We start from the raw sequence: 25,030 nt of genomic DNA on the forward strand, positions 1-25,030 counted from the left end.
ATGCATACCGGGTGTGATCATCTCGGGCGTCACGATGGTGGCGCGCGTCTTGTCGGCGGTAATGGTGGTAACGATGTCGGCACCATCAACTGCTTCAGCCACGCTCTTGCACGCAGCAATCCGCATGCCTCCGTCTTGCAGATCGCTCAGGTTGCGCACAAGCTTGGCCGTGGCTGCTGCATCCACGTCGTAGAGGCGCAGCGAGTCGATACCCAGCAGATGATGAAACGCCAGTGCCTGGAATTCACTCTGTGCGCCATTGCCGATCAAGGCCATGGTGCGGCTGCCATGGCGCGCCAGCACGCGGGCGGCCAGCGCGGAGGTGGCCGCGGTGCGCAGTGCCGTGGTCAGGGTCAGCTCGCTGACGAGTTGCGGCAGGCCGGTCTGCACATCGGCCAGTACGCCGAATGCCATCACCGTCGGCAGGCCGAAGCGGTAGTTGGTCGGGTGGCCATTCACATACTTGAACGAATAGCTGTGAGCGTCTGCCACCGGCATCAACTCGATGACGCCCTCCGGTGAATGGCTGGCCGTGCGCGCCGATTTCTCGAAATCGGGCCAGCGCAGGAAGTCGTCGCGAATGTAGTCGGCCATGCCCGACAGGCATGGGGCCAGACCCTTGCACGCAACGATGTGCGTGATGTCGGCAGCGCTCAGGAAGAGGGTGTTGGCAAAACGATCCAGCGAGCGTGATCTGGAGTGCCGATGTGCGGATTTCATGTTCTCACCTCGTATGCGCGAGCCATGAATCAAGTGTGGTCCATTGACAAGTCAATTCAAATCGTCAATATCTTGTAGTAATAGTCAGAAAACTGACGTTTCGCCAAGATAAATTGACGATCTGACAGATCGCAGACCGGATATGGACGCTACCGACCAGAAACTGCTGTCACTGTTGAGAACGGATTGCCGTACCAACGTTGCCACGCTGGCGCAGAAACTCGGCGTGTCGCGCGGCACGGTGAGCAACCGCATCGCCCGGCTCGAGGATGCCGGCGTGATCGTCGGCTACACCGTGCGCCTGCGGCCGGATGCGCAACCGAACGAAATCAAGGCTTCGATGGGCATCGCCGTGCAAGGCAACGAGGCGCGCCTGGTCATCGCCAGCCTCCTCGGCGAACCCGGTGTGGCTACCCTGCATGGCACCAACGGGCGCTGGGACCTGCTCGCCGAACTACGCGCGCAGAATCTCGCCGAGCTGGCCCAGGTTCTCGAGCGTATCCGCCTGATCAAGGGCATCAGCAATACCGAGACGAGTATTCATCTGGAGACGTATCGGCTGTCGTAGCGCCATGCGCCGACCGCCGCTGCTTGATCAGGACAGCCATTGGCGATGGAAGCGATCTCGATTCTCTCCCTGGAAAAGCATGACGGGGAATACAAGGACTGGCCGAAGCTCACTCGGCTGTATTGCAATGGCATCGATACCGGCAGGAAGATCCCCGGCTATCTCATCGAAGCGCAATATCGCTGTGCAGAGGGCTATCTGCTGGTCACTTCCCAGGATTGCCCGTTCGAGGAGTCGAACGACTTTCTCCTGCTCGACGCGCACTTCGACCTGATCGCCACGGCAGGCCTGCTCGTGCCCTACGCCTCGTTCCTGATCAACGAGCATTGGCCGCTGTCTGACCGAAGCATCCGCATTCATTACTACGGTGATCTGTTCATGGATCTTGCCATCGAAGACCCGTCGGAAATGTCACTCCCGCTGCGAGGGCCCATCGCTCGTGGCGCAGCCAGCTTGTTTGCATCGATCCGGCATGGCCTGCTGCGGCTCTACTGGGGGGAGAACCCGGGTGGCAGGCGCTCGCCGATCATCAAGGTCCTGCGCACGCGCAGGTTCGATGACTTCCGTGACGACGCGCAGTCCCTTGCATCCATTCAGGATCTCGATGAACGACTCGAAAAAATCCGGCAAAGGTCGTCAGATGCCAGCACCACCTGATTCCGGCCCGAACCAGAACCCCGAGCTATTGCGCCGTCTTCTGCGCGCGAAGGACCGCATGGATGCGGCGTCGCATGAGGACTGGCCTGTCGGGCGGCTGGCGCGTGTCAGTCATGTGTCGGAAGCGCACTTCGCACGCTCGTTCAAGGAGGCCTTCGGCGTACCGCCGCATCGCTATCTCCTCACCCGGCGCATCGAGCGGGCCGTGGCGCTGCTGCGCGACAGCGATCTGCCCATCACTGAAATCGCCTTCCAGACGGGCTGGCACAGCCTGGGCACTTTCGGGCGGATTTTCCGCGACATCACCGGCGAAAAGCCGAGCGTGGTCAGGCAGCTCGTGCGTGCCGCGGCGAGTGAAGCGGGCTGCGTGCCCGCCTGCATTCTCAGCGCTGCGCAGCGGCCCGATCTCATTACCGCAGTTTTGGAGAAGCGACGTCGCATCGCTGACGCTAAAAATGAGGCCTAGGGCCAGTTCGCATCCGTGACCATGATTTGCCGGATGGGTATCGACAGGCTCTCAACCACGGAGGTCCAATGAGTCAGGGAATTCAGGTAGCAGGTGTGTATGTGCGCGATCAGGATGAAGCGCTCGCGTTCTATGTGGACAAGCTCGGCTTTCGCGTCGTGGCGGACGTGCGCAATGGCGACTATCGCTGGCTGACGGTGCAGCACGCGGAGCAGGCGTCATTCCAGCTCGGTCTTTTCACGCCGGGGCCGCCGGTGCATGACGCGGCGACGGCGCAGGCCTTGCGCGCCCTGCTTGCCAAAGGGGCGATGCCGCCCCTGGTGCTGGCGGTGGATGACTGCCGGGCTACGTGCGAGCGCCTGCGTGCGGCGGGCGTCGAGTTCACGCAGGAGCCGGTGGAGCGCTATGGCACGGTGGACGCAGGCTTCCGCGATCCGTCGGGGAACGGCTGGAAGATCATCGAGGCGCGCCGCTGAGGCGGGCGGGATCGCCATGAGCGCCCTATCAAACAAGCCGCACAGCGCAAGAAGCTGGACCCGCCAGACGCACCGCTGGCTGTCCATCGCCTTTACGCTGACCGTGATCGCCAACTTCGCTGCACGAGCTCGCGGCGAGCCGCCAGCCTGGCTCACCTATTCCCCCCTGCTCCCGTTGGCGCTGCTCCTGCTCACGGGCCTGTACCTGTTTGCACTGCCGTACCTCGCGAGAGGGCGCGGCGCCTCATAAAGGCTCGCGCAATTTTTCGCCAGAAGAAAAACGGCCGGGGTGTTGGCCCCGGCCGTTCGTACATCCATGCAGCGAATGCAGACTACTCTTCCGCGTCGCGACTCGGCGTAATCACCGGCTTTACGTTCGTCTCGGTCAGCTCGGGCGAGCAGTACTCGATGAAGGCATAGGCGAAGCCGCGCAGGTAGTGGCCACGGCGTACGGCGATGCGCGTGGTGTTTTCCTCGAACAGATGTTCGGAGTCGAGCAGGCGCAGGCCCTTGTCGCGATCGGGGATGAAAGCGACCGAGGCGACGATGCCGACACCGAGCTGCAGCTCGACATAAGTCTTGATGACGTCCGCATCGAGCGCCGACATCACGATATCGGTCGCGAGCCCGGCCTTGGCGAAGGTCTGGTCGATGCGTGCACGACCTGTGTAGCCTTCGTGATAAGTGATCAGCGGATACTCGGCGATGGTTTCAAGGGTCAGCTCACCGACCTTGGTCAGCGGATGGTCTTCCGGCACGATGACGCTGTGATGCCAGCGGTGGAACGGGAAGGTCGCGATGTCAGGCTGGTTCTCCAGCGCTTCGGTGGCGATGCCGATGTCAGCGTCGCCGGCTTGCAGCATGGCGACGATTTCTGCCGGGCTGGCCTGGTGCAGTTCGAGGTGCACTTTCGGATAGGCCTGCTTGAAGCGCGTGACCACTTGTGGCAACACGTAGCGTGCTTGCGTGTGGGTGGTGACGACAGTCAGCTTGCCCTCGTCGCGTTGCGAGAACTGTTCCGCGAGACGCTTGATATTGCGTGCGTCGAGCAGCATGCGTTCAACGATGCCGACCAGCTCCTTGCCCGGGTCGGTGAGGCCGAGCAGGCGCTTGCCTCGACGGATGAAGAGTTCGATACCGAGCTCGTCCTCGAGGTCCTTGATGTGCTTGCTGACGCCGGACTGCGAGGTGAACAGCGCATTGGCGACTTCGGTCAGGTTGAAGTTCTGTCGAACCGTTTCCCGAATGATGCGGAGTTGCTGGAAGTTCACTGTGTGGCTCCTTGTGCCGCCGCGCCTTGTGAAGTTGCCGGCGCGGCGCTCTTGCTTTGTTCGAATACCTTGAGTTGCGAGGGCACGAGACGCACGCGATTGCCTTCGGCAAGGGCCAGTTCGCGGACGCGCACGCGGCTCACCTCGACTTCGACATGCTCGGGCACGCCACTGCCAGGGGCGCCCTGCAGTTCGACGCGTGAGGTCGCACCGAAATTGAGAATGCGTACCACCGTGGCTGCGATGCCTTCGACGCCGGGGGCATCATGCACGATGTCGAGCTCGTGCGGACGTGCGAAGGCGATCACTTCGGCGCCGTGCGACAGCTCTTCGGCATGCGGGTGAGCATGCCCGGCGAGGTTGACGTGCTCGCCATCGACACGGCCGTGGAACAGGTTCACCGAACCGAGGAAGCCATAGACGAAAGGTGTGGCCGGGCTGTCATAGACCTCGTCCGGCGTACCGACCTGTTCGACGTGGCCCTTGTTCATGAGCACCACGCGGTCGGCAACTTCCAGCGCTTCTTCCTGATCGTGGGTGACGAAGATGCTGGTGATGTGCAGCTCGTCATGCAGGCGGCGCAGCCAGCGACGCAGCTCCTTGCGCACCTGCGCGTCGAGTGCGCCGAAGGGCTCGTCGAGCAGCAGCACGCGCGGTTCGACAGCGAGGGCACGTGCCAGAGCAATACGCTGACGCTGACCACCGGAGAGCTGCGACGGGAAGCGGTCTGCCAGCCAGTCGAGCTGGACGAGACCCAGCAGCTCGTGCACCTTCTTGCGGATTACGCTCTCGCTCGGACGCTCCCGGCGCGGCTTGACGCGCAGCCCGAAGGCCACGTTGTCGAACACCGTCATGTGGCGGAACAGTGCGTAGTGCTGGAACACGAAGCCGACCTGGCGCTCGCGCACGTGCGTGGCCGAGGCGTCTTCACCTTCGAGCAGCACTGCGCCGCTGTCGGCCGATTCGAGGCCGGCGATGATGCGCAACAAGGTCGTCTTGCCGCAGCCTGACGGCCCCAGCAGGGCAACCAGCTCGCCACTCGGGAAATCCAGCGACACGTTGTCGAGGGCGACGAAATCGCCGAAGCGTTTGTTGATGTTATTGACGGTAATGCTCATGTCTTAAGCTCCTGAACCTGTTGTCGCCGAGGCACTCAGTGTGTGCAGTACGGCAGGCAAATCCTGTTTTTCCGAATCGCTTGAAGTTTGCGAAGCCTTCCACTCGACCCAGGTCTTGATCACCAGGGTGACGAGGGCCAGCATCGCCAGCAGCGAGGCCACCGCAAAGGCGGCCGACAGCTTGTACTCGTTGTAGAGAATCTCGATGTGCAGCGGCATGGTGTTGGTGTAGCCGCGGATGTGGCCCGACACCACCGACACGGCGCCGAACTCGCCCATGGCACGTGCGTTACACAACACCACGCCGTAGATGAGGCCCCACTTGATGTTCGGCAGCGTCACATGCCAGAAGGTCTGCCAGCCATTGGCGCCGAGCACGATGGCGGCTTCCTCTTCTTCCTTGCCCTGCGCCTGCATCAGCGGAATCAGCTCACGCGCCACGAACGGGAAAGTGACGAAGATCGTCGCCAGCACGATGCCGGGAATCGCGAAGATGATCTTGATGTCATGCTCCTGCAGCCATGGGCCGAACCAGCCCTGCGCACCGAACATCAGCACGTAGATCAGGCCGGACACGACAGGCGACACCGAGAATGGCAGGTCGATCAGCGTGGTCAGGAACTGCTTGCCGCGGAAATCGAACTTGGCGATACACCAGGCGGCCGAGATACCGAAGACCAGGTTGAGCGGCACCGAAATGGCCGCGGCAATCAGCGTGAGCTGGATCGCGGACAACGCGTCGTCGTCGATCATCGCTGCGAAGTAGGCTTCCCAGCCCTTCTTCAGGCCTTCCGAGAACACCACGAAGAGTGGCAGCAACAGGAACAGGGCGAAGAATGCGAGCGAGATGCCGACGATGGTCCATTTCAGCCAGGGCGCCTCGCTGGTCGCCGGGTTGTCCTCGTAGTGCTTTGCCGCCGAATGAACGTGCAATCCTCCTGCGCCGGCCATTACGCGTTCCTCCCGATGCGGCGTGTTGACCAGGCTTGCAGGCCATTCACGATGAAGAGCAGGGAGAAGGACGCCAGAAGCATCACGACGGCGATCGCCGTGGCACCGGCATAGTCATATTGTTCGAGCTTGGTGATGATCATGAGGGGTGTGATTTCGGAAACCAGCGGGATGTTGCCGGCGATGAAGATCACCGAACCGTATTCACCCACAGCGCGGGCAAAGGCCAGTGCAAAACCGGTCAGCAGCGCCGGCAGTACCAGTGGAAAGATGACCGTGCGGAAGGTCACCCAGCGTTGCGCACCGAGGCTCGCTGCCGCTTCCTCAAGCTCCGTCTCGAGGTCTTCGAGAATCGGCTGCACCGTGCGCACCACGAAGGGCAGGCCGATGAAGATCAGTGCAACGAGCACGCCAACCGGCGTATAGGCGATCTTGATGCCCAGCGGTGCCAGCAGGGCGCCCATCCAGCCTTTGGGTGAATACACCGTCGACAGCGCGATGCCGGCCACGGCGGTGGGCAGCGCAAACGGCAGATCGACCAGCGCGTCGACCAGCTTCTTGCCGGGGAAGCGGTAGCGCACCAGCGACCAGGCAAGCAGGAAGCCGAAAACCGTATTGATGGCGGCGGCCAGCAGGGCGGCACCAAAGCTCAGCTTGTACGAGGCGACGACGCGCGGCGCGGTGACGACTTCCCAGAAACGGTCAAAGGTCATTTCCGTCGTCTTGAGGAAAATCGCCGCCAGCGGGATCAGCACGATGAGCGACAGATAGCCCAGCGTGTAGCCCAGCGTGAGGTTGAAGCCCGGCAACACATTGGTTTTGCGTGCTGCGCTCATGCTGGTCGCCCCCCGACGGGCCGAGGCGTTGTGACGTGCCTGGAAACGCACATTTCGAGCAATCCTTATACGAAAAGCGCGAGTCTAGAGGCCGGCCCTTAGAAAAATAACCAATAAAACATTCTCTGCTTATTCGAATTTGTGCAATAGATGGCCGGGCGCCCAGCCACATCGATCGCTATGCGCGAAGTCGGATAAGCATCTGAAAACAAAAGCGTTGGTGCTGGAGGCGGGGTTTTTTAGCATGCAGGGTCTGATTGGTCTGCAAGGAGACAGGCATGGGCATGCGATGTCTGAGCACACGCGAACTCAACGCCCTGCGCGTTGCGCTGGACAAGCGCCACGTTTCGATTGATGACGTGGCAGGGCTGGATTACGGGCGGCTGATTCGCGTGCCTGGTCTCGGGCGCAAGAGCATTGCCAACATCCGCGCCTGGCTCGCCGAGCAGGGGCGCAGCCTGAGCAATGATCGCGGCGAACAGGCTGGCGAGCCGGAAGAGGAGGAGGTGCGCAATATCCAGCGCGCCATCACCTACCTGCACGAACACGGCTACACGGTTTTACCACCAGCGGGCTGATCGCCCTGCTCTCGACGCCGCTGCCGGCCGGCGTCCACCAGTCTGCCGCGTGGAGCGCTGCCTGGAAGTGCCGGGTGCAGGTCAGGCTGCTATTGCCATCAAGGCGTGAGCAGCTTGAGGCGCACGCGCTTGTCCAGGTTCAACTGCTGCAAGGCGCTGCCGAAATGCTCCTCCATCAGGCGCTTCTGCAGCCCCGACTTCTCGGCCTGGCGCAGCGCCGCCTCCATCACGGGCTTGAGATGGGCATTGCCGCGTGACAGGTAGAACACGAAGTCGCGTTGATACACGAGCAGCAGATTGGGCTCGATGGCCAGCTCCGGGTGCAGCAGTGCCTCGGCGCCGATCTCGCTGGCGCCGCGTGGGAAATAATCCACCCCGCGATTCTGCGCCGCCAGCATGCTGAACAACTGTCGCCACTCGCCGGCCTGTTCGACATAGGACAGTTTGTTGGCCTCCCAGATGCTGACATCGAACCAGCCCTTGCCGAGCCCGGCGGTCTTGCCGAGTTCGCGGAATTGAGCGAGATCCTTGACGTTGGCATAGATGCCTTCCGTGCCCTTGGGCACGAACAGCACGCGTTGGCCGATCAGCCCCTGGGTCAGGGGAAAGTCGACGCGTGTGTACAGTGTGTCGCGCTCAGGCGTCTGCAGCATCCAGTGCGCGGTCAGCCGATCTATGTCGAGGTAGGCCAGGATGCGTGTCTGCGGCAGATTCTCATAGACTTCGACCGTGACCTTGTGACCCGCGGCCTTGAGGGCCTCGGTCAGGAGTGCGTGGTAGTACCTGTGATTGCCGGTCGTGCCCGCAGCCAGTCGCAAGGTGATATCGGCTGCCGTGCAGGGCAGCGTGGTCAAGCCGGACATGACGAGCAGTAGCGCGAAGAGTTTTCGCAGCATGGTTTGGGTGTCCCTGGGTCGACGGCCGGTGTTCTTCGCCACCGTGCCTTGCTGCCTGTCAGTATAGATAGCCCGGGCTGAAACGTGCCAACGTCATGACTGACGGTAGTTCCGAAATGCGAATCAGTGCTGGCGCGCCGTCAGTGCGCGTTCGACGAAATTGCGCGGCACGCGCGTGCGTGGCACGCGGCCGCCGAACCAGCTGCGCACATCCTCTTCCAGGCCGATGCCATGCATGAAGTTGTACAGCGCCTTGTTGAGGGCCTTGCCGAGCGCGTCGTGATCGACACCGGTCGGGTCGATGAAGTCGACATCATTGGTGGCAAATGAAATCGGCGGCAGCGGCACGAGTTTCACGCCGTACTCTTCCGGATTCTTGCCGACCGGCGAATGCACCGTGCAGGCGAAGCGGTGGAAGAAGCCGGACTGGATGCAGCCGGCCTCGAACAGTTGGCGCACGTATTCCAGCGCATCTACCGTGTCCTGCACTGTCTGCGTCGGGAAGCCATACATGAGATAGGCATGCACGAGGATGCCGGCTTCGGTGAAGGCATGCGTGACGCGCGCCACCTGGTCGACTGACACGCCCTTCTTCATCAGGTTGAGCAGGCGGTCGGAAGCGACTTCAAGCCCGCCTGAAATGGCAATGCAGCCGCTCTCCGCCATCAGCCGGCACAGGTCTGGCGTGAAGGATTTTTCGAAGCGGATATTGCCCCACCACGAGATCGAGCGATTGCGCCGGATCAGCTCTTCCGACAGCGCGCGCAATGACTTCGGCGGCGCGGCTTCATCGACGAAATGGAAGCCGGTCTGCCCCGTCTCGGCAATGATGGTGTCGATGCGATCCACCAGCGTCGTCGCGGCAACGCCTTCGTAGCGCGAGATGTAATCGAGGCTCACATCGCAGAAGCTGCACTTCTTCCAGTAGCAGCCGTGCGCCACCGTGAGCTTGTTCCAGCGCCCGTCCGACCACAGGCGATGCATGGGGTTGAGCATGTCGAGCAGCGACAGATACTTGTCGAGCGGCAGGCCGTCCCAGGTCGGCGTGCCGACTTCGGCGAAGGCCACGTCGGACTCATCGGTTGTGATGTAGCGAACCAGCCCGCTGTCCTTTTCGCGAAGGAAGGTGCGCACCAGTTGTTCGTGCGTGCGCCTGCCGTGCAGGTGATCGAGCAGTGCCAGTAGCGGCCGTTCGCCATCGTCCAGCGTCACGTAGTCGAAATAATCGAAGACGCGCGTGTCGGAGAGCTCACGCAGTTCCGTATTCACGAAACCGCCACCGAGGCCGACGACGATGTCCGGGTTCTGTGCCTTGATGCTCTGCGCGATGCGGAAGGCGGCGTACACCGCGCCGGGGAAAGGCACGGAGATCAGCACGAGTTGCGGTGCGTGCTTCTCGATTGCTTGCAGTGTGAGCGCATGCAGCGTGGTGTCGACGAGGTTGCGCGGCGCAGCCAGTGCGCGCGCCAGCGGGTCGAAAGTCGGCTGGCTCTGCGCCAGCGATTCGGCATAGCGCACGAACTCGAAACGCGGATCGATCGCTTCGCGCAGCACATCGGCGAGATCGTTCAGGTATAGCGTCGCGAGGTGTCGCGCGCGATCCTGCATGCCGAGCGCACCGAAAGCCCAGGCCAGCGGGTCACCACCATCCGGGTCGATGTACTCGTCGAGCGATGCGAAGCGTGATCCCTCGGGCAGGAAGTTGCGGCTGCAGATGCGATGCGCCACCGTGGAGTCGCGCCCTTGCAGGAAGCCGATGAGGGGCGTGATGGTCGACAGGTAGCGCTCGAACTGCGCGAGGAAGGTTTGTACCAGTGGCGTGCGCCGCCGCTCCGGCAAGGTCTCGATCTGCTGGCGGATTTCCTGCAGACCCTCGACGGAAAACAGGCGCAGTACCAAGGCCAGCGCGAGGTCTTCCTGCTCGGCGTCTACATCGCGCGAACGCAGGAAGCCGGTGAGGTAGGCCGTCGATGGGTAGGGCGTGTTGAGCTGCGTCATCGGCGGGATGACGGACAGCACGCGCAATAGCTTGTCCGCAGACGCGCCCGCTATTGGGGCGGCAGGTTGCGTACGCTCGTCATGCAGCGTAAATGAACCATCGGCATTGCGGAACGGCTTGCTCATTGGCTGGCTGCGGAGGATGGTTGCTGCGAGCGTGTCTTGCCCGCGCTCAGGCGGTGCGGCCGAGGCGGTAAATCGCGACGCTGGCGTAGTTGTTCGGATCGGTGGTGATCTCGCGATCCTCGTCGAACGCGACGCGCTGCAGGATGCTGATGCCGCGCTTCTGGCACAGCAGTTCGAAGTCGGCCATGGTGAAGAAGCGCACGTTCGGCGTGTTGTACCACTCGAAAGGCAGGATGTCGGAGACCGGCATGTGGCCTTCGGCGATCGATACGCGATGGCGCCAGTAGCCGAAGTTCGGGAAGCTCACGACCGCCTCGCGACCGACGCGCAGCATTTCGCTCAATATGCCATCTGTATTGTGAACGGCCTGCAGCGAGAGACTCATGATGACGTGGTCGAACTGCGCGTCCTCGAAGCCGGCAAGGCCCTTCTCGAGATCGATCTGCAGCACGTTGATGCCGGCCTTGATGCAGGCCACGACGTGCTCCACGTCGCGCTCGATGCCGTAGCCTTTCACGCCGCGTTCGGCGATGAGGTGGGCGAGCAGGTCGCCGTCGCCGCAGCCAAGGTCGAGCACGCGTTCGCCGCGTGTGATCCAGCGCGTGATGACGTCGAAGTCGAAACGCAGATCCTGTGTCAGTTGCACCATGTCTCAGACCTCGATGTTATTGAAGTAGGCGCGCATCGCGGCATGGTAGTGCGGATCGTCGAGCAGGAAGGAATCATGGCCGGCCGCGCTGTCGAGTTCGGCATAGGTGACGTCCAGCCCGTTGTGCATCAGCGGGAATACGAGCTCCTGCGAACGCGCTGGCGAGAAGCGCCAGTCGGTCGTGAACGACGCGATGAAGAACTTTGCCTTGGCGCGCGCTAGCGCTGCCTGCAGATTGCCGTCGTAGGCGTAGGCAGGATCGAAGTAGTCGAGCGCCTTGGTGGTCAGCAGGTAGGTGTTGGCATCGAAGAAGCCGGCGAACTTGTCACCCTGATAGTGCAGGTAGGACTCGATCTCGAAATCCACGCCGCGACCGAACTGGTGCTCGCCGTGACGTAGGCGGCGACCGAATTTCTCGGCCATCGCATCGTCCGACAGATAGGTGATGTGGCCCAGCATGCGCGCCAGACGCAAACCGCTGACGGGCACGACGCCGTACTCGTAGTAATCGCCGCCGTGAAAGGTCGGGTCGCTGAGGATGGCCTGACGCGCAACTTCGTTGAAGGCGATGTTCTCGGCCGACAATTTTGGCGCGGCGGCAATGACCATGCCGTGACGTACCCGATCGGCATAGCGCAATGTCCAGTCCAGTGCCTGCATGCCACCGAGGCTGCCGCCGAGCACGGCTGCAAATTGCTGGATGCCGAGCAGGTCTGCAAGGCGCGCCTGCGAATCCACCCAGTCTTCGACCGTCACGAACGGGAAGCGCGAGCCCCAGGGCTTGCCACTCGCCGGCTCGATCGACATCGGGCCGGTGCTGCCGTAACAGCCGCCGAGGTTGTTCACGCCGATGACGAAGAACTTGTCCGTATCGAGCGGCTTGCCGGGGCCGACGAGGTTGTCCCACCAGCCGACGCTCTTCGGATTGTCCGCATGCACACCGGCGACATGGTGTGAACCGGAGAGAGCATGACAGACCAGCACGGCATTGCTGGCCGTGGCATTCAACGTGCCGTAGGTCTCGTACACCAGATCGTAGGCGGGTAATACACCGCCACTTTTAAGTGACAACGGCGTATCGAAATGCGCGCGCTGTGGCGCAACGATGCCAATGGATGAAGCGGATGTCGTCATGTCGGAAAGCAGGGAACCAGAAAAGCAAAAACCCAGTCGGCAGGTCTGCGCGACTGGGCTGGCGGATACGCTCCCACTCGCTTTAGCCATATTTATAAAGCGCCCGCAAGCTGAGTCAAATTGGCGCAGTTGGGAAACTAACGCCTGAGCTGCCTGTTGTCAAACCAGTGCAGGGCGCCCGCAGATGCAGGAAGGAAAAAGGACGCCGCCAGAAAGACGTGGATGAGAGAGAAACCGGGGCGTGGTCGACAGCAAACCGATTGCGCCTGCAGGGGTGTGAAAGCCTGTCGTGGCGGCGGACTTTTTTATTTCTCCGGATGCCTTGATTGACTGCCCTTTTGCACACATAAATTAACAATCTCTCTGCGCTATAAAGAGAACCTCTTACGAAATATCACCTGACGTAACGACCACCGAGACTGCGCCAGATGTCCGGGCAGCGTGGTGCTACAGCAGGGCTTGCTCTTCCCAGACGGGGGTTCCGATGGCTGCTGTCGTACCGAACATGCTTGGCGCTTCACCCGTCTTCGCGCGGGTGCTCGACACCATCGCCTGTCTGGCGCGCTTCGATGCGCCGGTCCTGCTGACGGGCGAGACCGGCACAGGCAAGGAGCTGGCGGCGCGCGCCATTCATTACCTCAGCGCGCGCGCGGCAGCGCCCTTCGTGCCGGTCAACTGTGGCGCCCTGCCCGACACCCTGATCGAAAGCGAATTGTTCGGCCATGAGCGTGGTGCGTTCACCGATGCGCGCCAGAGCCGTGCCGGCCTGGTTGAAGCGGCACGTGGCGGCACGCTGTTTCTCGATGAAGTGGATTCCCTGCCGATGCGTGCACAGGCCGCGCTCTTGCGGTTCCTGCAGGACCAGACTTTCCGCCCGCTGGGCGCTTCTGGCGATGTGGCGGGTGACGTGCGCATCGTGGCGGCTGCCAGCCCCCGCATGCAGGAGATGGTGGAGCAAGGAAGCTTCCGCGCTGACCTCGCCTTCCGCCTCGACGTACTGTCCATCGAGATGCCGCCGCTGCGCGAGCGCACGGGTGACGCGTTGTTGCTGGCGCAGCACTTTGCCGAGCGGCATGCCGCACGTTACCGCATGAAAGTGCGTCCCTTTGACGCCGATAGCCTCGCATGGATCGAGGCTCATCCCTGGCCGGGGAATGTGCGCGAACTCGACAATCTCGTACATCGCCAGACCTTGCTGGGTCAGGATGCCGAGCTGCGGCTGGCGCCCGAGGGCTGGCAGGCGAGTGGCGTGCGGCCGAAGGCCGGGCCCGTACAGTTCAACGATGCGCGTCACGAGGCCATGAGTGCATGGGAGCGCCAATATCTGTCGCACTTGCTGCGAGAGACGGGTGGCAATGTCACGCGTGCCGCGCAGCTCGCCGGCAAGGAGCGGCGTGCGCTGGGCAAGTTGCTCAAGAAGCACGGTATTGATCGCGACCTGTTCGGTACGGCCTGAGGGGCTGTTCGCAATTCCGGCTGCGGGGCTGTGATCGAGGAATGCCCCTCATCTCACTGACGATCTGGCCACAGTTCCTGCGGCGCCTGCACGGGCGAGGCCTGAATACAATGGCGGTATGTCCTTGCATATTTCTCCGCTCGATCTCCACGAGCCCTCGCATACCTCCGCCTTGATCGACCTGCTTGATCACTACGCGCGCGACCCCATGGGCGGTGGCACGGGCCTGTCGGTGCATGCCCGCACGCATCTGGTCGAGGCCTTGCGTCTGCGCGCCGACTACTTTGCGCATCTGGCCTGGCTGGAGGGTGAAGCAGTTGGCCTCATCAACTGTTTCGAAGGCTTCTCGAGCTTCGCTGCCAGGCCGCTGTTGAATGTGCATGATCTCGCCGTCAGGCGCGAACATCGCGGCAAGGGTATCGGCCGGGCGCTGCTGGCTGCGGCCGAGGCGCAGGCCAGGGCGCGGGGCTGCTGCAAGCTGACGCTGGAGGTGCTCGACCGCAATGCGGTCGCCATGTCGGCCTATCTTGGTTTTGGTTTTGCGCCCTACGCGCTCGACCCGGCTGCGGGCAGCGCCGTGTTCCTGCAGAAACTGCTCGATTGAGTTCCGGTAACTCTTGCAGATCTGCAGAAATAATTTCCACAGAATCAATATGTGATCTATATTTCTGAGGAAATCAGGAAAAATCATGACGAACGCTGAAATCAGGTCTGCTGCAGAACAGGCGTCGGAGCCCGCAACGGTGCTGTCGAAAGCTGTGGTACGCACTGCCGAACAACTTGGCCTGTCGCAGGCGAGGCTGGCCAAAGTGCTGGGCGTCAGCGCGGCAACCGCTTCACGGCTGGTGGCCGGGCGCTATCGCTTGCAGACCGATAGCAAGGAATGGGAATTCGCCGTATTGCTGGTACGCCTGTTCCGTTCTCTTGACTCCATTGTCGGCACGCAGGAAGCGGCGCGAACCTGGCTCAATGGTGAGAATCTCGCGCTGGCAGGCAAGCCTGTCGAGTTGATGCAGGCCACTGAAGGCCTGGTGCGGGTTGTGCAGTATCTGGATGCGTCGCGCGCACGGATCTGAACGCGATACGTCCGCCACGCAGTCGTCCCCCTGCAGTCTGAAATCCATCCCGAGGAGTTCATCATGCAATTCGTCTGGTTCATCCTGATTGGTCTGGTCGCCGGCTGGCTGGCCGGCAAAATCGTCAAGGGCGGTGGTTTCGGTGTCGTCGGTGACATCGTCATCGGCGTGCTCGGTGCGTTGCTGGGCGGATTCCTGTTCAGCCTGCTCGGGCTGGCGTCTACCGGCCTGATCGGCAGCATCGTCACTGCTACGGTCGGCGCCATCGTGCTGATCTTCCTGTTGCGAGCCATCAAGCGTTGATGGCGTCATTCGATGCCGCCGCGCTTGGTGCGCTGGGCCGCCCCTTGCGTGCTACGTTGTGGCGCATGGTCGAGTCGCAACACGTGGCGAGCACGATGAAACTGGTCGACAGTGCAGCGGAGCAGGATGTCCTCGAGATCCTGCTCGAACAAGGCAAGCCACCCTTGCCCCTCGGCACGACCGGTCTGGACTATCTGTTGGCCAGCCCGTTCCGCTATCCACCCTATCCGGCAGGTTCGCGTTTTCGCAGCAGTACCGATCCGGGCGTGTTCTACGGGGCACCCAACATGGGTACGGCGGCGGCCGAACTGGGCTACTGGCGTTGGCGCTTCCTGCTCGACAGCCCGGCGTTGCAGCAGGTTGGCCCTGTGCTGCACACGGCCTTTCGCGCCAAGGTGAATGCCATATGCATTGATCTGCGTGAGCCGCCTTTCGACGCACAGGCTGCCGCATGGACCGCCGCGCGTGACTACGGCGCCACCCAGGCGCTGGCACGCTCCGCGCGAGAGGCGAAGTTGCAAGCCATCGTCTATGCCTCGGTGCGCGATCCGCAGCAGGGTTGGTGTGCGGCATTGCTGACGCCGGAGGGCTTTGCGCGCCGCAAGCCCGAGCCGCTCACGCAATCCTGGTGGCTTACCGCTACGCGACAGCAAGTGGTGTGGCGGCGCGAATCGGAGACCATGAGCTTCGCGACACAGGACTGGCGTTAGCGGCTGTTGTCACAGGTCGGAAAAGCAAAGCGCCTTCCGACATCAGGCTGCCCAAGAGGCGCGGGCGTGTTTGTGCATCTGGATGTCGGAAGGCGCTTTGCTTTTCCGACCTACACAAGGTCAGGGTTGCATCACAAGCCGGGTGGTCGCGGGCATGGCCCGCTCCTACAAAAGCCGCTTCGCCGCCACGTCGCCCCACCAGGCTGCTTCTTCGAATACCGAATAGCCCGACAGATCGCTGTGCGCGAACTGCAGCGGGCCATCGACTTCGCGCAGCGCTAGCAGGCCTTTATTGCTCAGGTAGCCGGGTCGCGGGCTGGCCATGGCGTGGCCGCGCAGGGTGATGTCCACGCGCTCGACGTAAGGCCACAAACGTTCGTAGGCGAGATGCAGGTCGCCCGCAGCCCGCTCCAGCAAGGCCTCGGGCGAAGCTGTCTGAAGCCAGCGCCGCGCGTCTTGCGGCGAATCATCACTCAAGGCGTTGTAGGCGGTGAAGACCGTCTGCTCCGGCTTGGCGACGCGGATCAGCTGGTGCGTGGCGACGACGTAGCCGAGGCCCTTGCCCTCGTACGCCACGTTGTCCCAGGCGAGCTGCGCGGCCCCGCGCTCCTCGGGAAAGCGCCGCATGAGGAAGTTGCTGACCATCCACGGCGCGTTCTGCGGCTGATGCATGGCAGGATCGAAGCCGAAGCCGCGCATGTCCTCGACGATATGTGTCGCGACGTGCAGCGGCATGGCGCAGATGGCATGACGTGCGCGTACGCGCATGCTGCGCAGCGGGCTGTCGCCCGACGCCGGCTGTACGACCAGCACTTCGATACCTTTGTTGCGGAGTTGTACTCGTGCAGCGAAGCCTGCCATCTGACGTGGCGCATGCTCGTCGTCCAGCCGGGTGCCGAAGGCGATCCTGCCGCGCAGGGCACGCACCAGTCCCTGCAGGCCGTCCGGCCAGGTGAGTACGGTGCCGGGTTCCGCATTGCGCGCTTCGCCCGCCCGGCTGGCGAAGTAGTGCAGGCCTGCGTAGGCCGAGGTGTGCTGATAGTCCGTGCCGTAGTCGTCGCGGCAGGCGTAGTTCGCATACCAGTGCAGTGGCGCCGAACGATAGCCCTCGCGCGCGAGCCAGTCGCGAAAGCTCAGCCGGTCAAGTGCGCGCCAGGTCTCGTCCTGTGAAGACAGCGCGATCGGCATTGCGAAAGCGCGCTTGCCGTCGCTCCCCGTTGCGGTCTTGAGGTGCTCGATGTGGCGCAGGAAGCGTTGATGCTCTGCCCGCTCCATGTCGGAGCTGGCCTGCTCCGGCAACAGATCTTCGTACCACTTGCCGGCGCGCAGCAGACGTTCTGCCTCCGGGTGAACGAGGATCCGCTCATCGAACTCCGGCAGTTGGCTGAAAGCGTCTGCCGTGATGACGCCGACATCGGCGAGCATCTCGCGTACATGGCGCGACTCCATGGACGGCAGCGGCAAGTAGTGCGCACCGGTCGGGCAGGCCTGCCCCGCCATGCTTGCCCCGGCCGCATTGCCATCAGGTTCGGGGCCCGAGATCATCAGGATGTTGCGTCGCCCCTCCCTTGCCAGACGCCACGCTGCTGCAATACCCGCCACGCCGCTGCCGAGAATGGCGACATCGCAGTCGATATCGCCGGAGGGCGGTGGCAGCTTCGCCGCATCGCGCAGCAGGTGACCTTCGGCCATGCCCGGCATGAGGATGCGCACTGGTGGCGCCTGCCAGGGCAAGCGGTCGCAGCCTGACAGCAGGTTCGCAGCACTCGCGGCGAGAAACTGACGGCGATCCATTACGAGGGTAGTACCCACGAAAAATCATCGTCACCCCGGCGAAAGCCGGGATCCAGGTCGGGCGTTCGGTACTGGATCCCGGCTTTCGCCGGGATGACGGGCGGGGTTTCTCGCGTTGCCCGCATCAACGGATCACCCGATGCCAGTCCTGCTCGAAGTAGTGCACCAGCGACTGGTTGTTGAGGCGATTCGGTTCGACGTCCGGCGCCACCATGTCCGGCGGGAAGTGGAACATCTCGCGCGTGCTCGATGCGTCGAGAAAGCGCAGCGGCACTGCATAGCGCTCGGGCTGCGTGAAGTTGTTCTGCTTGCTTGCCAGCACGAAGCCCCACTCGCCGAAGGAAGGCACATGGGCGTGATACGGCCAGGTGTAGAAGCCGGCCTCTTTCAAGGTCGCCACCACGCACCAGAAAGCATGTGGCGCGAAGTAGGGCGAGGTTGATTGCACGACCACGTAGCCATGCTCTGCAAGGTGCTTGCTGACAAGGCGGTACATCGGCACCGAGTAGAGCTTGCCGAGCGCGAAGTTCGATGGATCGGGCAGGTCGATGATGATGGAATCGTAGGCGCCTGTGTCCGTCTCCAGCCATTGGCCCGCATCGGCATTGACCACCTTGACGCGTGGGTCGGTCAGGGCATGCCGGTTGATGGCGGTCAGTGCTTCCGACGTCGAGAACAGCTTCGTCATCGCCGGGTCAAGATCGACCAGGGTGACATGCTCCAGCTGCTTGTACTTGAGTAGCTCGCGCACGGCGAGACCATCGCCACCTCCCAGCACCAGAGCCCGGCGTGCGCCGGGCAGGGATTGCATGGCGGGATGCACCAGCGCTTCGTGATAACGATGCTCGTCGCGTGTGGAGAACTGCAGGTTGCCGTTCAGGTAGAGGCGTAGGTCGTCTTGCCAGCGCGTGACCACCATGCGCTGGTAAGGCGTCGTCTCGGCGTGGATGATCTGGTCGCCGAAAACACTTTGCTCGGCCCAATGGGTCAAGCGCGAAGAGAACGCCAGTCCACCGATCAACACGGCGACCACGACCGTACCGCGCAGGTGGATGCCGCGCTTGCCACGCAGCTCCTTGCCGAATATCTGTGCAGTGAACAGCGCCACGCCGGCATTGAGCAGTCCGAACACCAGCGCCGTGCGGGCCATGCCAAGTCGTGGCGCCAGCACCAGCGGGAACAGCAGTGACACTGCCAGCGCGCCGAGATAGTCGAATGTCAGCACGCGGCTGACCATCTCGCGTAACTCGGCCTTGCGGCCATAGAGCACCCGCATGACGAGCGGGATCTCCATGCCGACCAGCATGCCGATGAAAAACACCAGCGCATACAACACGGTGCGGAAGGGCGCTGAGGCCCACGCAAAGATCGAGAACAGGATGGTCGCGGACAGACCGCCGACGACGCCGACCAGTAATTCCACATCGATGAAGCGTGCCAGCGCATCTTCATCCTTCACATAGCGCGACAGATGCGAGCCGACACCCATCGCGAACAGGTAGCAACCGATGATGGATGAGAACTGCAGCACCGAATCGCCGAGCAGGTAGCTCGCCAGGGCGCCAGCAATGAGCTCGTAGGCGAGACCGCAAGAGGCGACAACGAAGACGGAGAGGATCAGGACGCGATCACGCATGTGCAGCTACTTTGTATTGAACTGATGTCGCGCTCGTTGAACCCGGATCCCCGGGAACACGCGACCGAAATCGTCATTCCCGCGACGGCGGCTTACGCGCTTGCCCGTTGGTACATTTCATCGGCACACGCTTGCACCGCCCATGCCCGCTTGTTACGCTGCGACGGCATTCAAGGCGCATGGCAACGGAGACGGCAGATGTTATTACAACAACTAAGCGCATACCTGATTCATCTACTTGCCGGGCTGGGCGTGGTGGCTGTCTTTGTGGCCGTCTACCTGCACGTCACCCCATTTCGCGAGCTATACCTGATCCGCAACGGTGGCGTCGCGGCGGCGCTCTCGCTTGGCGGTGCGACGTTCGGTTTCGCGCTGACGGTGGCATCGAGCATCCTGCACAACGACACCTTCGCGATGTTCCTGTTCTGGGCTGCCTGCAGTGCTGCCGTGCAGGTCATTGCCTATGCCGTCGTCGCACGCCTGCTGCCGCATCTCAATGCAGCACTGGAGAACAATAACGTCGCCATGGGTGGTCTCATGGGCGTTGTGTCGCTGGTCGTCGGCATCATCAACGCGGCTGCGCTGTCGTAAAGTTCTGACGCAGTACCTCGCAATCCACTTTTGTCACGACGCGGTATTCCCGCCGCGTCATCATTGCCGGTAAGGAGAGCCATCATGGGTCTGGGCGATTTCATCAAGAAACAGTTTATCGACGTCCTGCAATGGACGGAGGACAGCGATGACGTGCTCGCCTGGCGTCACCCCATGGACGGCATGGAAATCCAGAATGGCGCCAGTCTCACCGTGCGCGATTCGCAGATGGCGGTGTTCGTGAATGAAGGCAAGGTCGCCGACGTGTTCGGCCCCGGCATGTACAAGCTCACCACGCAGACCCTGCCGGTGCTGACCTACCTGAAGAACTGGGACAAGCTGTTCGAGTCGCCCTTCAAGTCCGATCTCTACTTCTTCAGCACGCGCATCCAGCTCGCGCGCAAATGGGGCACGCCACAGCCGATCACCATCCGCGACAAGGATTTCGGCATGGTGCGCCTGCGCGCCTTCGGCATGTACTCGTACAAGCTGACCGACCCGAAGAAGTTCTACACGGAGATCAGCGGCACGCGCGAAACCTACACGCGTGACCAGCTCGAAGAGCAGTTGCGCAATCTCGTCGTGTCGACGATGACGTCAACGCTGGGCAGTGCCGAGCTGCCCTTCCTCGACATGGCCGGCAATCAGGCCTTGCTGTCGACGAAGATGAAAGAACACATGACGCCGGTGTTCGATCAGTACGGCCTCGCGCTCGACAACTACGCCGTCGAGAACATCTCGCTGCCGGAAGAACTGCAGAAGGCCATCGACACGCGCATCTCGATGGGCATGATGGGCGACCTCGGCAAGTTCACGCAGTACCAGGTGGCCAGCAGCATTCCGCTGGCTGCGCAGAATGAAGGTGGCATTGCGGGCCTTGGTGCCGGGCTGGCGGCGGGCGTGGGCGTGGGCCAGATCATGGCCGATACGATGCGATCCAGCCTGAATCCGGGCGCAGGCGCAGCTGCTGCGCCTGCGGGCGACGCACCAGAAGTGCGCCTCGAAAAGCTCAAGGGCATGCTCGACAAGGGCCTCATCGCACAAGCCGACTACGACACGGCGAAGGCGGAGATCCTGAAGAAGCTGATTGGCTGACCCAAGCGCGCAGCATTATTCCGTGCGGGTTGTGCAGGGTGGGTTCGGAGCAAAGCGACAACCCACCGCCGTCCGCTGACGATGGTGGGTTGCTTCGCGAACCCACCCTACGCAAACCACGCCGCACTCACTCGACGCGAAGAACTCCGAACTAACGCATGTATCAAGTCGCCTGCCCCAGCTGCGGAGCACCCGTCCAGTTCCGCTCGGCCGCTTCGGTCATGGCGGTGTGCGGCTATTGCCAGAGCACTTTGCTGCGCGATGCGGACGCGGTGCGCGACATCGGCAAGATGTCGGCCGTGCTGGAGGACTACTCGCCGATCCAGATCAATACCAGCGGCATGTTCGAAGGCAAGCGCTTCGGCGTGGTCGGACGCATCCAGCTTGAGTACGCGGATGGCTACTGGAACGAGTGGTACGCGCTGTTCGATGACGGTACTGCGTGCTGGCTGTCGGATGCCTCGGGCAAGTACACACTGACCGTCCAGTCGACGAACGTACCGCGCGAGGTGCCGGTCTTCGAGCGCATCCAGCCGGGCGGTCGCCTGTCTTTCGACAATGTCGGCTACATCGCTGCCGATGTACGCACGGCGCGCTGCACGGGCGGTCAGGGTGAGCTGCCGTTCAAGGTCGGCGAGGGCTGGGAGGCGAAGCTTGCGGACTACCGCAACGGCCAGCGCTTCGTCACGCTGGATTACTCGGATGGTGCGACGCCGGTCATCTACACCGGCAAGGCGGTCACGCTGGAGAGCATGGCCTGTCAGCTGCTGCGCGAGGATACGCAGATCCTGCAGAGCGCGGGCAAGCTGCGCGGCAGCACTGCGAATCTCGAGTGCCCGAATTGCGGCGCCTCGATTGCCTACCGTCCCGGCCTCGCCCAGCACCTCGTTTGCCAGACTTGCCACGCCGAAGTCGGTGCGCGCGCCGGGCAGGTGGAAGTGCTGGCAAAGAACGAGGAGCTGGAGCAACGCACGACGACGCTGGTGCTCGGCGACGTGGCGAAAATCGGCGGTGCCGAGTGGACGCTGATCGGCCTGATGGAGTGCCGTGAGACGGGTGAAGAGTCCTCGATGTGGGTCGAGTACCTGCTGCACAACCCGCAAAAGGGTTTCCAGTGGATCGTCGAGAGCATGGAGGGTTGGGATCTTGTCACCGTGCTTGATGAATGGCCGGAAGCGGCAGGCGGTTCCCAGCTGCGCTTGCGCGGCCAGGTCTTCAGCAAGCTTTACGACTACGGCTCGGAAGTCACTTGGGCCGCAGGCGCCTTCAACTGGCGCGTGCACATTGGCGACCGGGTGAGTGTTAGCGACTACAAGCAAGGCATCATGACCTTGACGGCAGAGCGCAGCAGTAGCGAGCTGAACTGGAGTCTGGCAAAGCGCGTTGCGGCGCGCGATGTGCTCGGCTGGTTCGGCAAGGCGAGCCAGGCTGCCGTTTTGCCGCGCGAGCGTGCCGCCTCGCTGGCCGCCGACAGTGGCGATACCGGCAGCCAGCTACGCAAGGTGGCCTGGATCTTCACCGCCCTCATTGTCCTGCTCAACCTGCCGTTCCTCTTCAGGAACGGGTTCGACAGTATCGAGATCCCCATACTGGGCCTGGTCGCGCTGTGGTTTCCGGTCCTGAAGTTCGCCAGCAACAGTGATGGAGATGACGACTGATGTGGCGCTTTCTGTACATCGTCTATGCCATCGTTGTGACCATTGCCACGACTGCCATCAATGGCGGCTCGGGAAGCGGGGGCAGCAGTTATCGCAGCTGGGGGGGCTCCAGCTACGGGGGCTCCGGCGGCGGCTCATTTCATAAATGAGTCCACAAATGAACTCGCGCATGAATCCGATTGCGTTGGGCCGGGCACTCGGCCAGCACCTTCTGCTCGATCTGCATGAGGTCTCGCCAGCGCTATTGGGCGACACACAGGAGATCGAAATCATCCTGCGCGAGGCTGCACGGCTGGCAGGTGCCACGCCCATTCACGCGCACTTCCATCACTTCGGCGCCGGCATGGGCGTGACCGGTGTGTTGTTACTTCGCGAATCGCATATCAGCATCCACACCTGGCCGGAGCATGGCTACGCGGCGGTGGACGTGTTCATGTGTGGTGATGCGCAGCCGGAGCGGGCGACAACGCATATTGCTGCAGCGCTGGCCGCAGGATCGCACTCGGTAAAGCGCCAGGATCGCGGCGCAGTGTCGTCGTAGGTCGGAAAAGCGCAGCGCCTTCCGACATCAGGCACCCAAACGCGCGTCATGATTGTTTGCGAGCCCGGATGTCGGAAGGCGCTGTGCTTTTCCGACCTACAAAACAAAGGCCGCTCGAAAGCGGCCTTTTCAATCGTGCGCCGAAACTCAGGCGTCGAGTTTCTTTTTCAGCAGCTCGTTGACCTGCGCGGGCGAGGCTTTGCCCTTGCTGGCCTTCATGACCTGACCGACCAGCGCGTTGAAAGCCTTTTCCTTGCCGGCGCGATATTCCTCGACGTTCTTCGCGTTGGCGGCGAGCACTTCGTCGATGATGGGCTCGATGGCGGAGGCGTCGGTGACCTGCTTCAGACCCTGCGTCTCGATGATGCTGTCGGCATCCTTGCCTTCGCCGTTCCACAGCGCTTCGAAAACTTTCTTCGCAGCGCTGCTTGATATGGTGTTGTCGAATACACGAGCGAGAAGGCCGGCTAACTGAGTAGGAGAAACCTTTGAATTTTCGATCTCCAGTTGCTCCTTGTTGAGACTGGATGCGATGTTATTGATGACCCAGTTCTGGACATGCTTTGCGTTGGCTACGTCGGGAGCTTGTGTGCCATACGGAATGCCAGGAATGCTTCGGAGTGCTGCCAATGTGTCTTCAAAGTAACGAGACATTCCCAATGAGCTTGTAAGTACCTGTGCGTCTGAGGAGACCATTGCGTACTCGCGTTGATAGCGCTGGCGCTTTTCTTCCGGCAATTCCGGCATCTCGCTCTTCACGCGGCTGATCCAGTCGGCGCTGATTTCCAGCGGCAACAGATCTGGATCGGGGAAGTAGCGGTAGTCGTGCGCGTCTTCCTTGCTGCGCATGGCGCGCGTCTCGCCGGTGTCCGGGTCGAACAGCACGGTGGCTTGCTGGATGGCGTGGCCGTCTTCGATCTGTTCGATCTGCCATTGCACTTCGTAGTCGATGGCCTGCTGCATGAAGCGGAAGCTGTTGAGGTTCTTGATCTCGCGGCGCGTGCCGAATTTCTCCGCGCCTCGTCTGCGCACGGAGACGTTGGCGTCGCAGCGGAACGAGCCTTCCTGCATGTTGCCGTCGCAGATGTCGATCCATTGCACGAGCGAATGCAGGGCCTTGGCGTAGGCCACGGCCTCGGCGGAGGAGCGCATGTCGGGCTCGGTAACGATCTCGAGCAGCGGCGTGCCGGCGCGGTTCAGGTCGATGCCGCTCTGGCCCTGGAAGTCTTCGTGCAGGCTCTTGCCCGCGTCTTCCTCGAGGTGGGCACGCGTCAGGTTCACCGTCTTGGAGTAGGCCTTGTCGCCCTCGCCGACCTGGATCGTCAAGGTGCCGCCAACGACGACCGGCAGCTCGTACTGGCTGATCTGGTAACCCTTGGGCAGGTCCGGGTAGAAGTAATTCTTGCGCGCGAAGACGGAGCGCGGCGCGATCTCGGCGCCGATGGCCAGACCGAAACGGATGGCGCGCGCCACGGCGCCGTGGTTGAGCACGGGCAGCACGCCGGGCAGGGCGATATCCACCGCGCTGGCCTGCTCATTGGGCTCGGCACCGAAGGCGGTGCTGGCGCCGGAGAAGATCTTGGAGACGGTGTTGAGCTGGGCGTGGGTTTCCAGGCCGATGACAACTTCCCAATCGCTGCGCATGTCAGGTACTCATTAAATGTGACTTGGGGATTCCGGAGCGCAGATTCCGGGGAGTCTGCGCGAAGTCGGCCATTTTACAGCG

The 25,030-nt window shown here is 62.4% G+C and carries 28 protein-coding genes; 16 read left to right on the top strand and 12 right to left on the bottom strand.

Translation table 11 applies throughout. The features are described 5' to 3' along the window. The coding region (locus VVD49_RS05390) for an ornithine cyclodeaminase (RefSeq protein WP_327598109.1) at nt 1–720 on the bottom strand (720 nt) is incomplete at its 3' end. 142 nt (nt 721–862) lie between these two features. Between VVD49_RS05390 and VVD49_RS05395 the strand changes: the two genes are divergently transcribed. The 5 genes from VVD49_RS05395 (at nt 863) to VVD49_RS05415 (ending at nt 3,137) form a co-directional block, all read left to right on the top strand. After that, the gene (locus VVD49_RS05395; RefSeq protein WP_327598110.1) at nt 863–1,288 is read left to right on the top strand and encodes an Lrp/AsnC family transcriptional regulator; all 426 of its coding nucleotides are present in this window, start codon (nt 863–865) and stop codon (nt 1,286–1,288) included. 45 nt (nt 1,289–1,333) lie between these two features. Beyond that, nucleotides 1,334–1,945, top strand: coding sequence for a hypothetical protein (locus tag VVD49_RS05400; protein WP_327598111.1), 612 nt, complete (start codon nt 1,334–1,336; stop codon nt 1,943–1,945). Next, a complete protein-coding gene (locus VVD49_RS05405) occupies nt 1,929–2,411 on the top strand; it encodes a helix-turn-helix transcriptional regulator (RefSeq protein WP_327598112.1) in 483 nt (160 codons plus the stop codon). The genes VVD49_RS05400 and VVD49_RS05405 overlap by 17 nt, the downstream gene beginning before the upstream one ends. A 68-nt stretch (nt 2,412–2,479) precedes the next feature. Next, a complete protein-coding gene (locus VVD49_RS05410) occupies nt 2,480–2,887 on the top strand; it encodes a VOC family protein (protein WP_327598113.1) in 408 nt (135 codons plus the stop codon). Nucleotides 2,888–2,903: 16 nt separating this feature from the next. Continuing rightward, nucleotides 2,904–3,137, top strand: a complete 234-nt coding sequence (locus tag VVD49_RS05415; protein WP_327598114.1) for a hypothetical protein — start codon at nt 2,904–2,906, stop codon at nt 3,135–3,137. 82 nt (nt 3,138–3,219) lie between these two features. Here VVD49_RS05415 and VVD49_RS05420 read toward each other — a convergent pair whose 3' ends face one another. Genes VVD49_RS05420 through cysT form a run of 4 tightly spaced genes read right to left on the bottom strand, consistent with a single transcriptional unit; the run spans nt 3,220 to nt 7,063 of the window. Next, nucleotides 3,220–4,158, bottom strand: a complete 939-nt coding sequence (locus VVD49_RS05420; protein WP_327598115.1) for a CysB family HTH-type transcriptional regulator — start codon at nt 4,156–4,158, stop codon at nt 3,220–3,222. Further along, on the bottom strand, nt 4,155–5,276 hold the full coding sequence (locus VVD49_RS05425) for a sulfate/molybdate ABC transporter ATP-binding protein (protein ID WP_327598116.1): 1,122 nt from the start codon (nt 5,274–5,276) through the stop codon (nt 4,155–4,157). Before VVD49_RS05425 ends, VVD49_RS05420 begins: the two co-directional genes overlap by 4 nt. 3 nt (nt 5,277–5,279) lie before the next feature. After that, on the bottom strand, nt 5,280–6,227 hold the full coding sequence (cysW, locus tag VVD49_RS05430) for a sulfate ABC transporter permease subunit CysW (protein WP_327598117.1): 948 nt from the start codon (nt 6,225–6,227) through the stop codon (nt 5,280–5,282). Next, nucleotides 6,227–7,063 carry a sulfate ABC transporter permease subunit CysT gene (gene cysT, locus VVD49_RS05435; protein ID WP_327598118.1) on the bottom strand — a complete coding sequence of 279 codons (837 nt, stop codon included), beginning with the start codon at nt 7,061–7,063 and terminating at the stop codon, nt 6,227–6,229. Before cysT ends, cysW begins: the two co-directional genes overlap by 1 nt. 278 nt (nt 7,064–7,341) lie before the next feature. On the opposite strand from cysT, the gene VVD49_RS05440 reads away from it, so the two are divergent. Further along, nucleotides 7,342–7,641 (top strand): hypothetical protein, encoded by a 300-nt coding sequence (locus VVD49_RS05440; RefSeq protein WP_327598119.1) that lies wholly within the window; start codon nt 7,342–7,344, stop codon nt 7,639–7,641. Nucleotides 7,642–7,739: 98 nt separating this feature from the next. Here the strand turns inward: VVD49_RS05440 and VVD49_RS05445 are convergent, their stop codons facing one another. The 4 genes from VVD49_RS05445 to metX all read right to left on the bottom strand — a co-directional run bounded on the left by VVD49_RS05445 (nt 7,740) and on the right by metX (nt 12,444). After that, nucleotides 7,740–8,537, bottom strand: a complete 798-nt coding sequence (locus VVD49_RS05445) for a substrate-binding periplasmic protein (protein WP_327598120.1) — start codon at nt 8,535–8,537, stop codon at nt 7,740–7,742. A gap of 123 nt (nt 8,538–8,660) precedes the next feature. Next, complete coding sequence (locus VVD49_RS05450; protein WP_327598943.1) at nt 8,661–10,535, bottom strand: B12-binding domain-containing radical SAM protein; 1,875 nt, start codon at nt 10,533–10,535, stop codon at nt 8,661–8,663. 172 nt (nt 10,536–10,707) lie between these two features. After that, the gene (gene metW, locus VVD49_RS05455) at nt 10,708–11,310 is read right to left on the bottom strand and encodes a methionine biosynthesis protein MetW (protein ID WP_327598121.1); all 603 of its coding nucleotides are present in this window, start codon (nt 11,308–11,310) and stop codon (nt 10,708–10,710) included. A gap of 3 nt (nt 11,311–11,313) precedes the next feature. Beyond that, a complete protein-coding gene (gene metX / locus VVD49_RS05460) occupies nt 11,314–12,444 on the bottom strand; it encodes a homoserine O-succinyltransferase MetX (RefSeq protein ID WP_327598122.1) in 1,131 nt (376 codons plus the stop codon). A 484-nt stretch (nt 12,445–12,928) separates the two neighbouring features. Here metX and VVD49_RS05465 point away from each other — a divergent pair, with 484 nt between their 5' ends. From VVD49_RS05465 to VVD49_RS05485, 5 genes are all read left to right on the top strand, one after another. Continuing rightward, nucleotides 12,929–13,900 (top strand): sigma-54 interaction domain-containing protein, encoded by a 972-nt coding sequence (locus VVD49_RS05465; RefSeq protein WP_327598123.1) that lies wholly within the window; start codon nt 12,929–12,931, stop codon nt 13,898–13,900. Between the two features lie 118 nt (nt 13,901–14,018). Beyond that, the gene (locus tag VVD49_RS05470; RefSeq protein ID WP_327598124.1) at nt 14,019–14,504 is read left to right on the top strand and encodes a GNAT family N-acetyltransferase; all 486 of its coding nucleotides are present in this window, start codon (nt 14,019–14,021) and stop codon (nt 14,502–14,504) included. 85 nt (nt 14,505–14,589) lie between these two features. Next, entirely contained in the window at nt 14,590–14,976 is a 387-nt protein-coding gene (locus VVD49_RS05475) for an MbcA/ParS/Xre antitoxin family protein (protein WP_327598125.1), read from the top strand. Between the two features lie 63 nt (nt 14,977–15,039). Further along, complete coding sequence (locus tag VVD49_RS05480) at nt 15,040–15,279, top strand: GlsB/YeaQ/YmgE family stress response membrane protein (RefSeq protein WP_327598126.1); 240 nt, start codon at nt 15,040–15,042, stop codon at nt 15,277–15,279. Continuing rightward, complete coding sequence (locus VVD49_RS05485) at nt 15,279–15,989, top strand: RES family NAD+ phosphorylase (RefSeq protein WP_327598127.1); 711 nt, start codon at nt 15,279–15,281, stop codon at nt 15,987–15,989. The genes VVD49_RS05480 and VVD49_RS05485 overlap by 1 nt, the downstream gene beginning before the upstream one ends. Before the next feature lie 165 nt (nt 15,990–16,154). Here the strand turns inward: VVD49_RS05485 and VVD49_RS05490 are convergent, their stop codons facing one another. After that, a complete protein-coding gene (locus tag VVD49_RS05490; RefSeq protein WP_327598128.1) occupies nt 16,155–17,801 on the bottom strand; it encodes an NAD(P)-binding protein in 1,647 nt (548 codons plus the stop codon). 106 nt (nt 17,802–17,907) lie between these two features. Beyond that, on the bottom strand, nt 17,908–19,419 hold the full coding sequence (locus VVD49_RS05495; protein WP_327598129.1) for a polyamine aminopropyltransferase: 1,512 nt from the start codon (nt 19,417–19,419) through the stop codon (nt 17,908–17,910). Nucleotides 19,420–19,617: 198 nt separating this feature from the next. Between VVD49_RS05495 and VVD49_RS05500 the strand changes: the two genes are divergently transcribed. The 5 genes from VVD49_RS05500 (at nt 19,618) to speD (ending at nt 23,304) form a co-directional block, all read left to right on the top strand. Continuing rightward, a complete protein-coding gene (locus VVD49_RS05500) occupies nt 19,618–20,010 on the top strand; it encodes a DUF350 domain-containing protein (RefSeq protein WP_327598130.1) in 393 nt (130 codons plus the stop codon). An 84-nt stretch (nt 20,011–20,094) separates the two neighbouring features. Continuing rightward, nucleotides 20,095–21,105, top strand: a complete 1,011-nt coding sequence (locus VVD49_RS05505) for an SPFH domain-containing protein (protein ID WP_327598131.1) — start codon at nt 20,095–20,097, stop codon at nt 21,103–21,105. A gap of 158 nt (nt 21,106–21,263) precedes the next feature. Further along, complete coding sequence (locus VVD49_RS05510) at nt 21,264–22,763, top strand: DUF4178 domain-containing protein (RefSeq protein ID WP_327598132.1); 1,500 nt, start codon at nt 21,264–21,266, stop codon at nt 22,761–22,763. Continuing rightward, complete coding sequence (locus VVD49_RS05515) at nt 22,763–22,912, top strand: hypothetical protein (protein ID WP_327598133.1); 150 nt, start codon at nt 22,763–22,765, stop codon at nt 22,910–22,912. The genes VVD49_RS05510 and VVD49_RS05515 overlap by 1 nt, the downstream gene beginning before the upstream one ends. An 8-nt stretch (nt 22,913–22,920) precedes the next feature. Then, the gene (gene speD, locus VVD49_RS05520; RefSeq protein WP_327598134.1) at nt 22,921–23,304 is read left to right on the top strand and encodes an adenosylmethionine decarboxylase; all 384 of its coding nucleotides are present in this window, start codon (nt 22,921–22,923) and stop codon (nt 23,302–23,304) included. Nucleotides 23,305–23,451: 147 nt separating this feature from the next. Here the strand turns inward: speD and gatB are convergent, their stop codons facing one another. After that, nucleotides 23,452–24,948: an Asp-tRNA(Asn)/Glu-tRNA(Gln) amidotransferase subunit GatB gene (gene gatB / locus VVD49_RS05525; RefSeq protein ID WP_327598135.1), complete on the bottom strand. Its 1,497-nt coding sequence runs from the start codon at nt 24,946–24,948 to the stop codon at nt 23,452–23,454. Nucleotides 24,949–25,030: the final 82 nt, after the last annotated feature.

Origin of the sequence: Uliginosibacterium silvisoli (genome assembly GCF_036017035.1) — a bacterium.
Classification (GTDB): Bacteria; Pseudomonadota; Gammaproteobacteria; order Burkholderiales; family Rhodocyclaceae; genus Viridibacterium; species Viridibacterium silvisoli.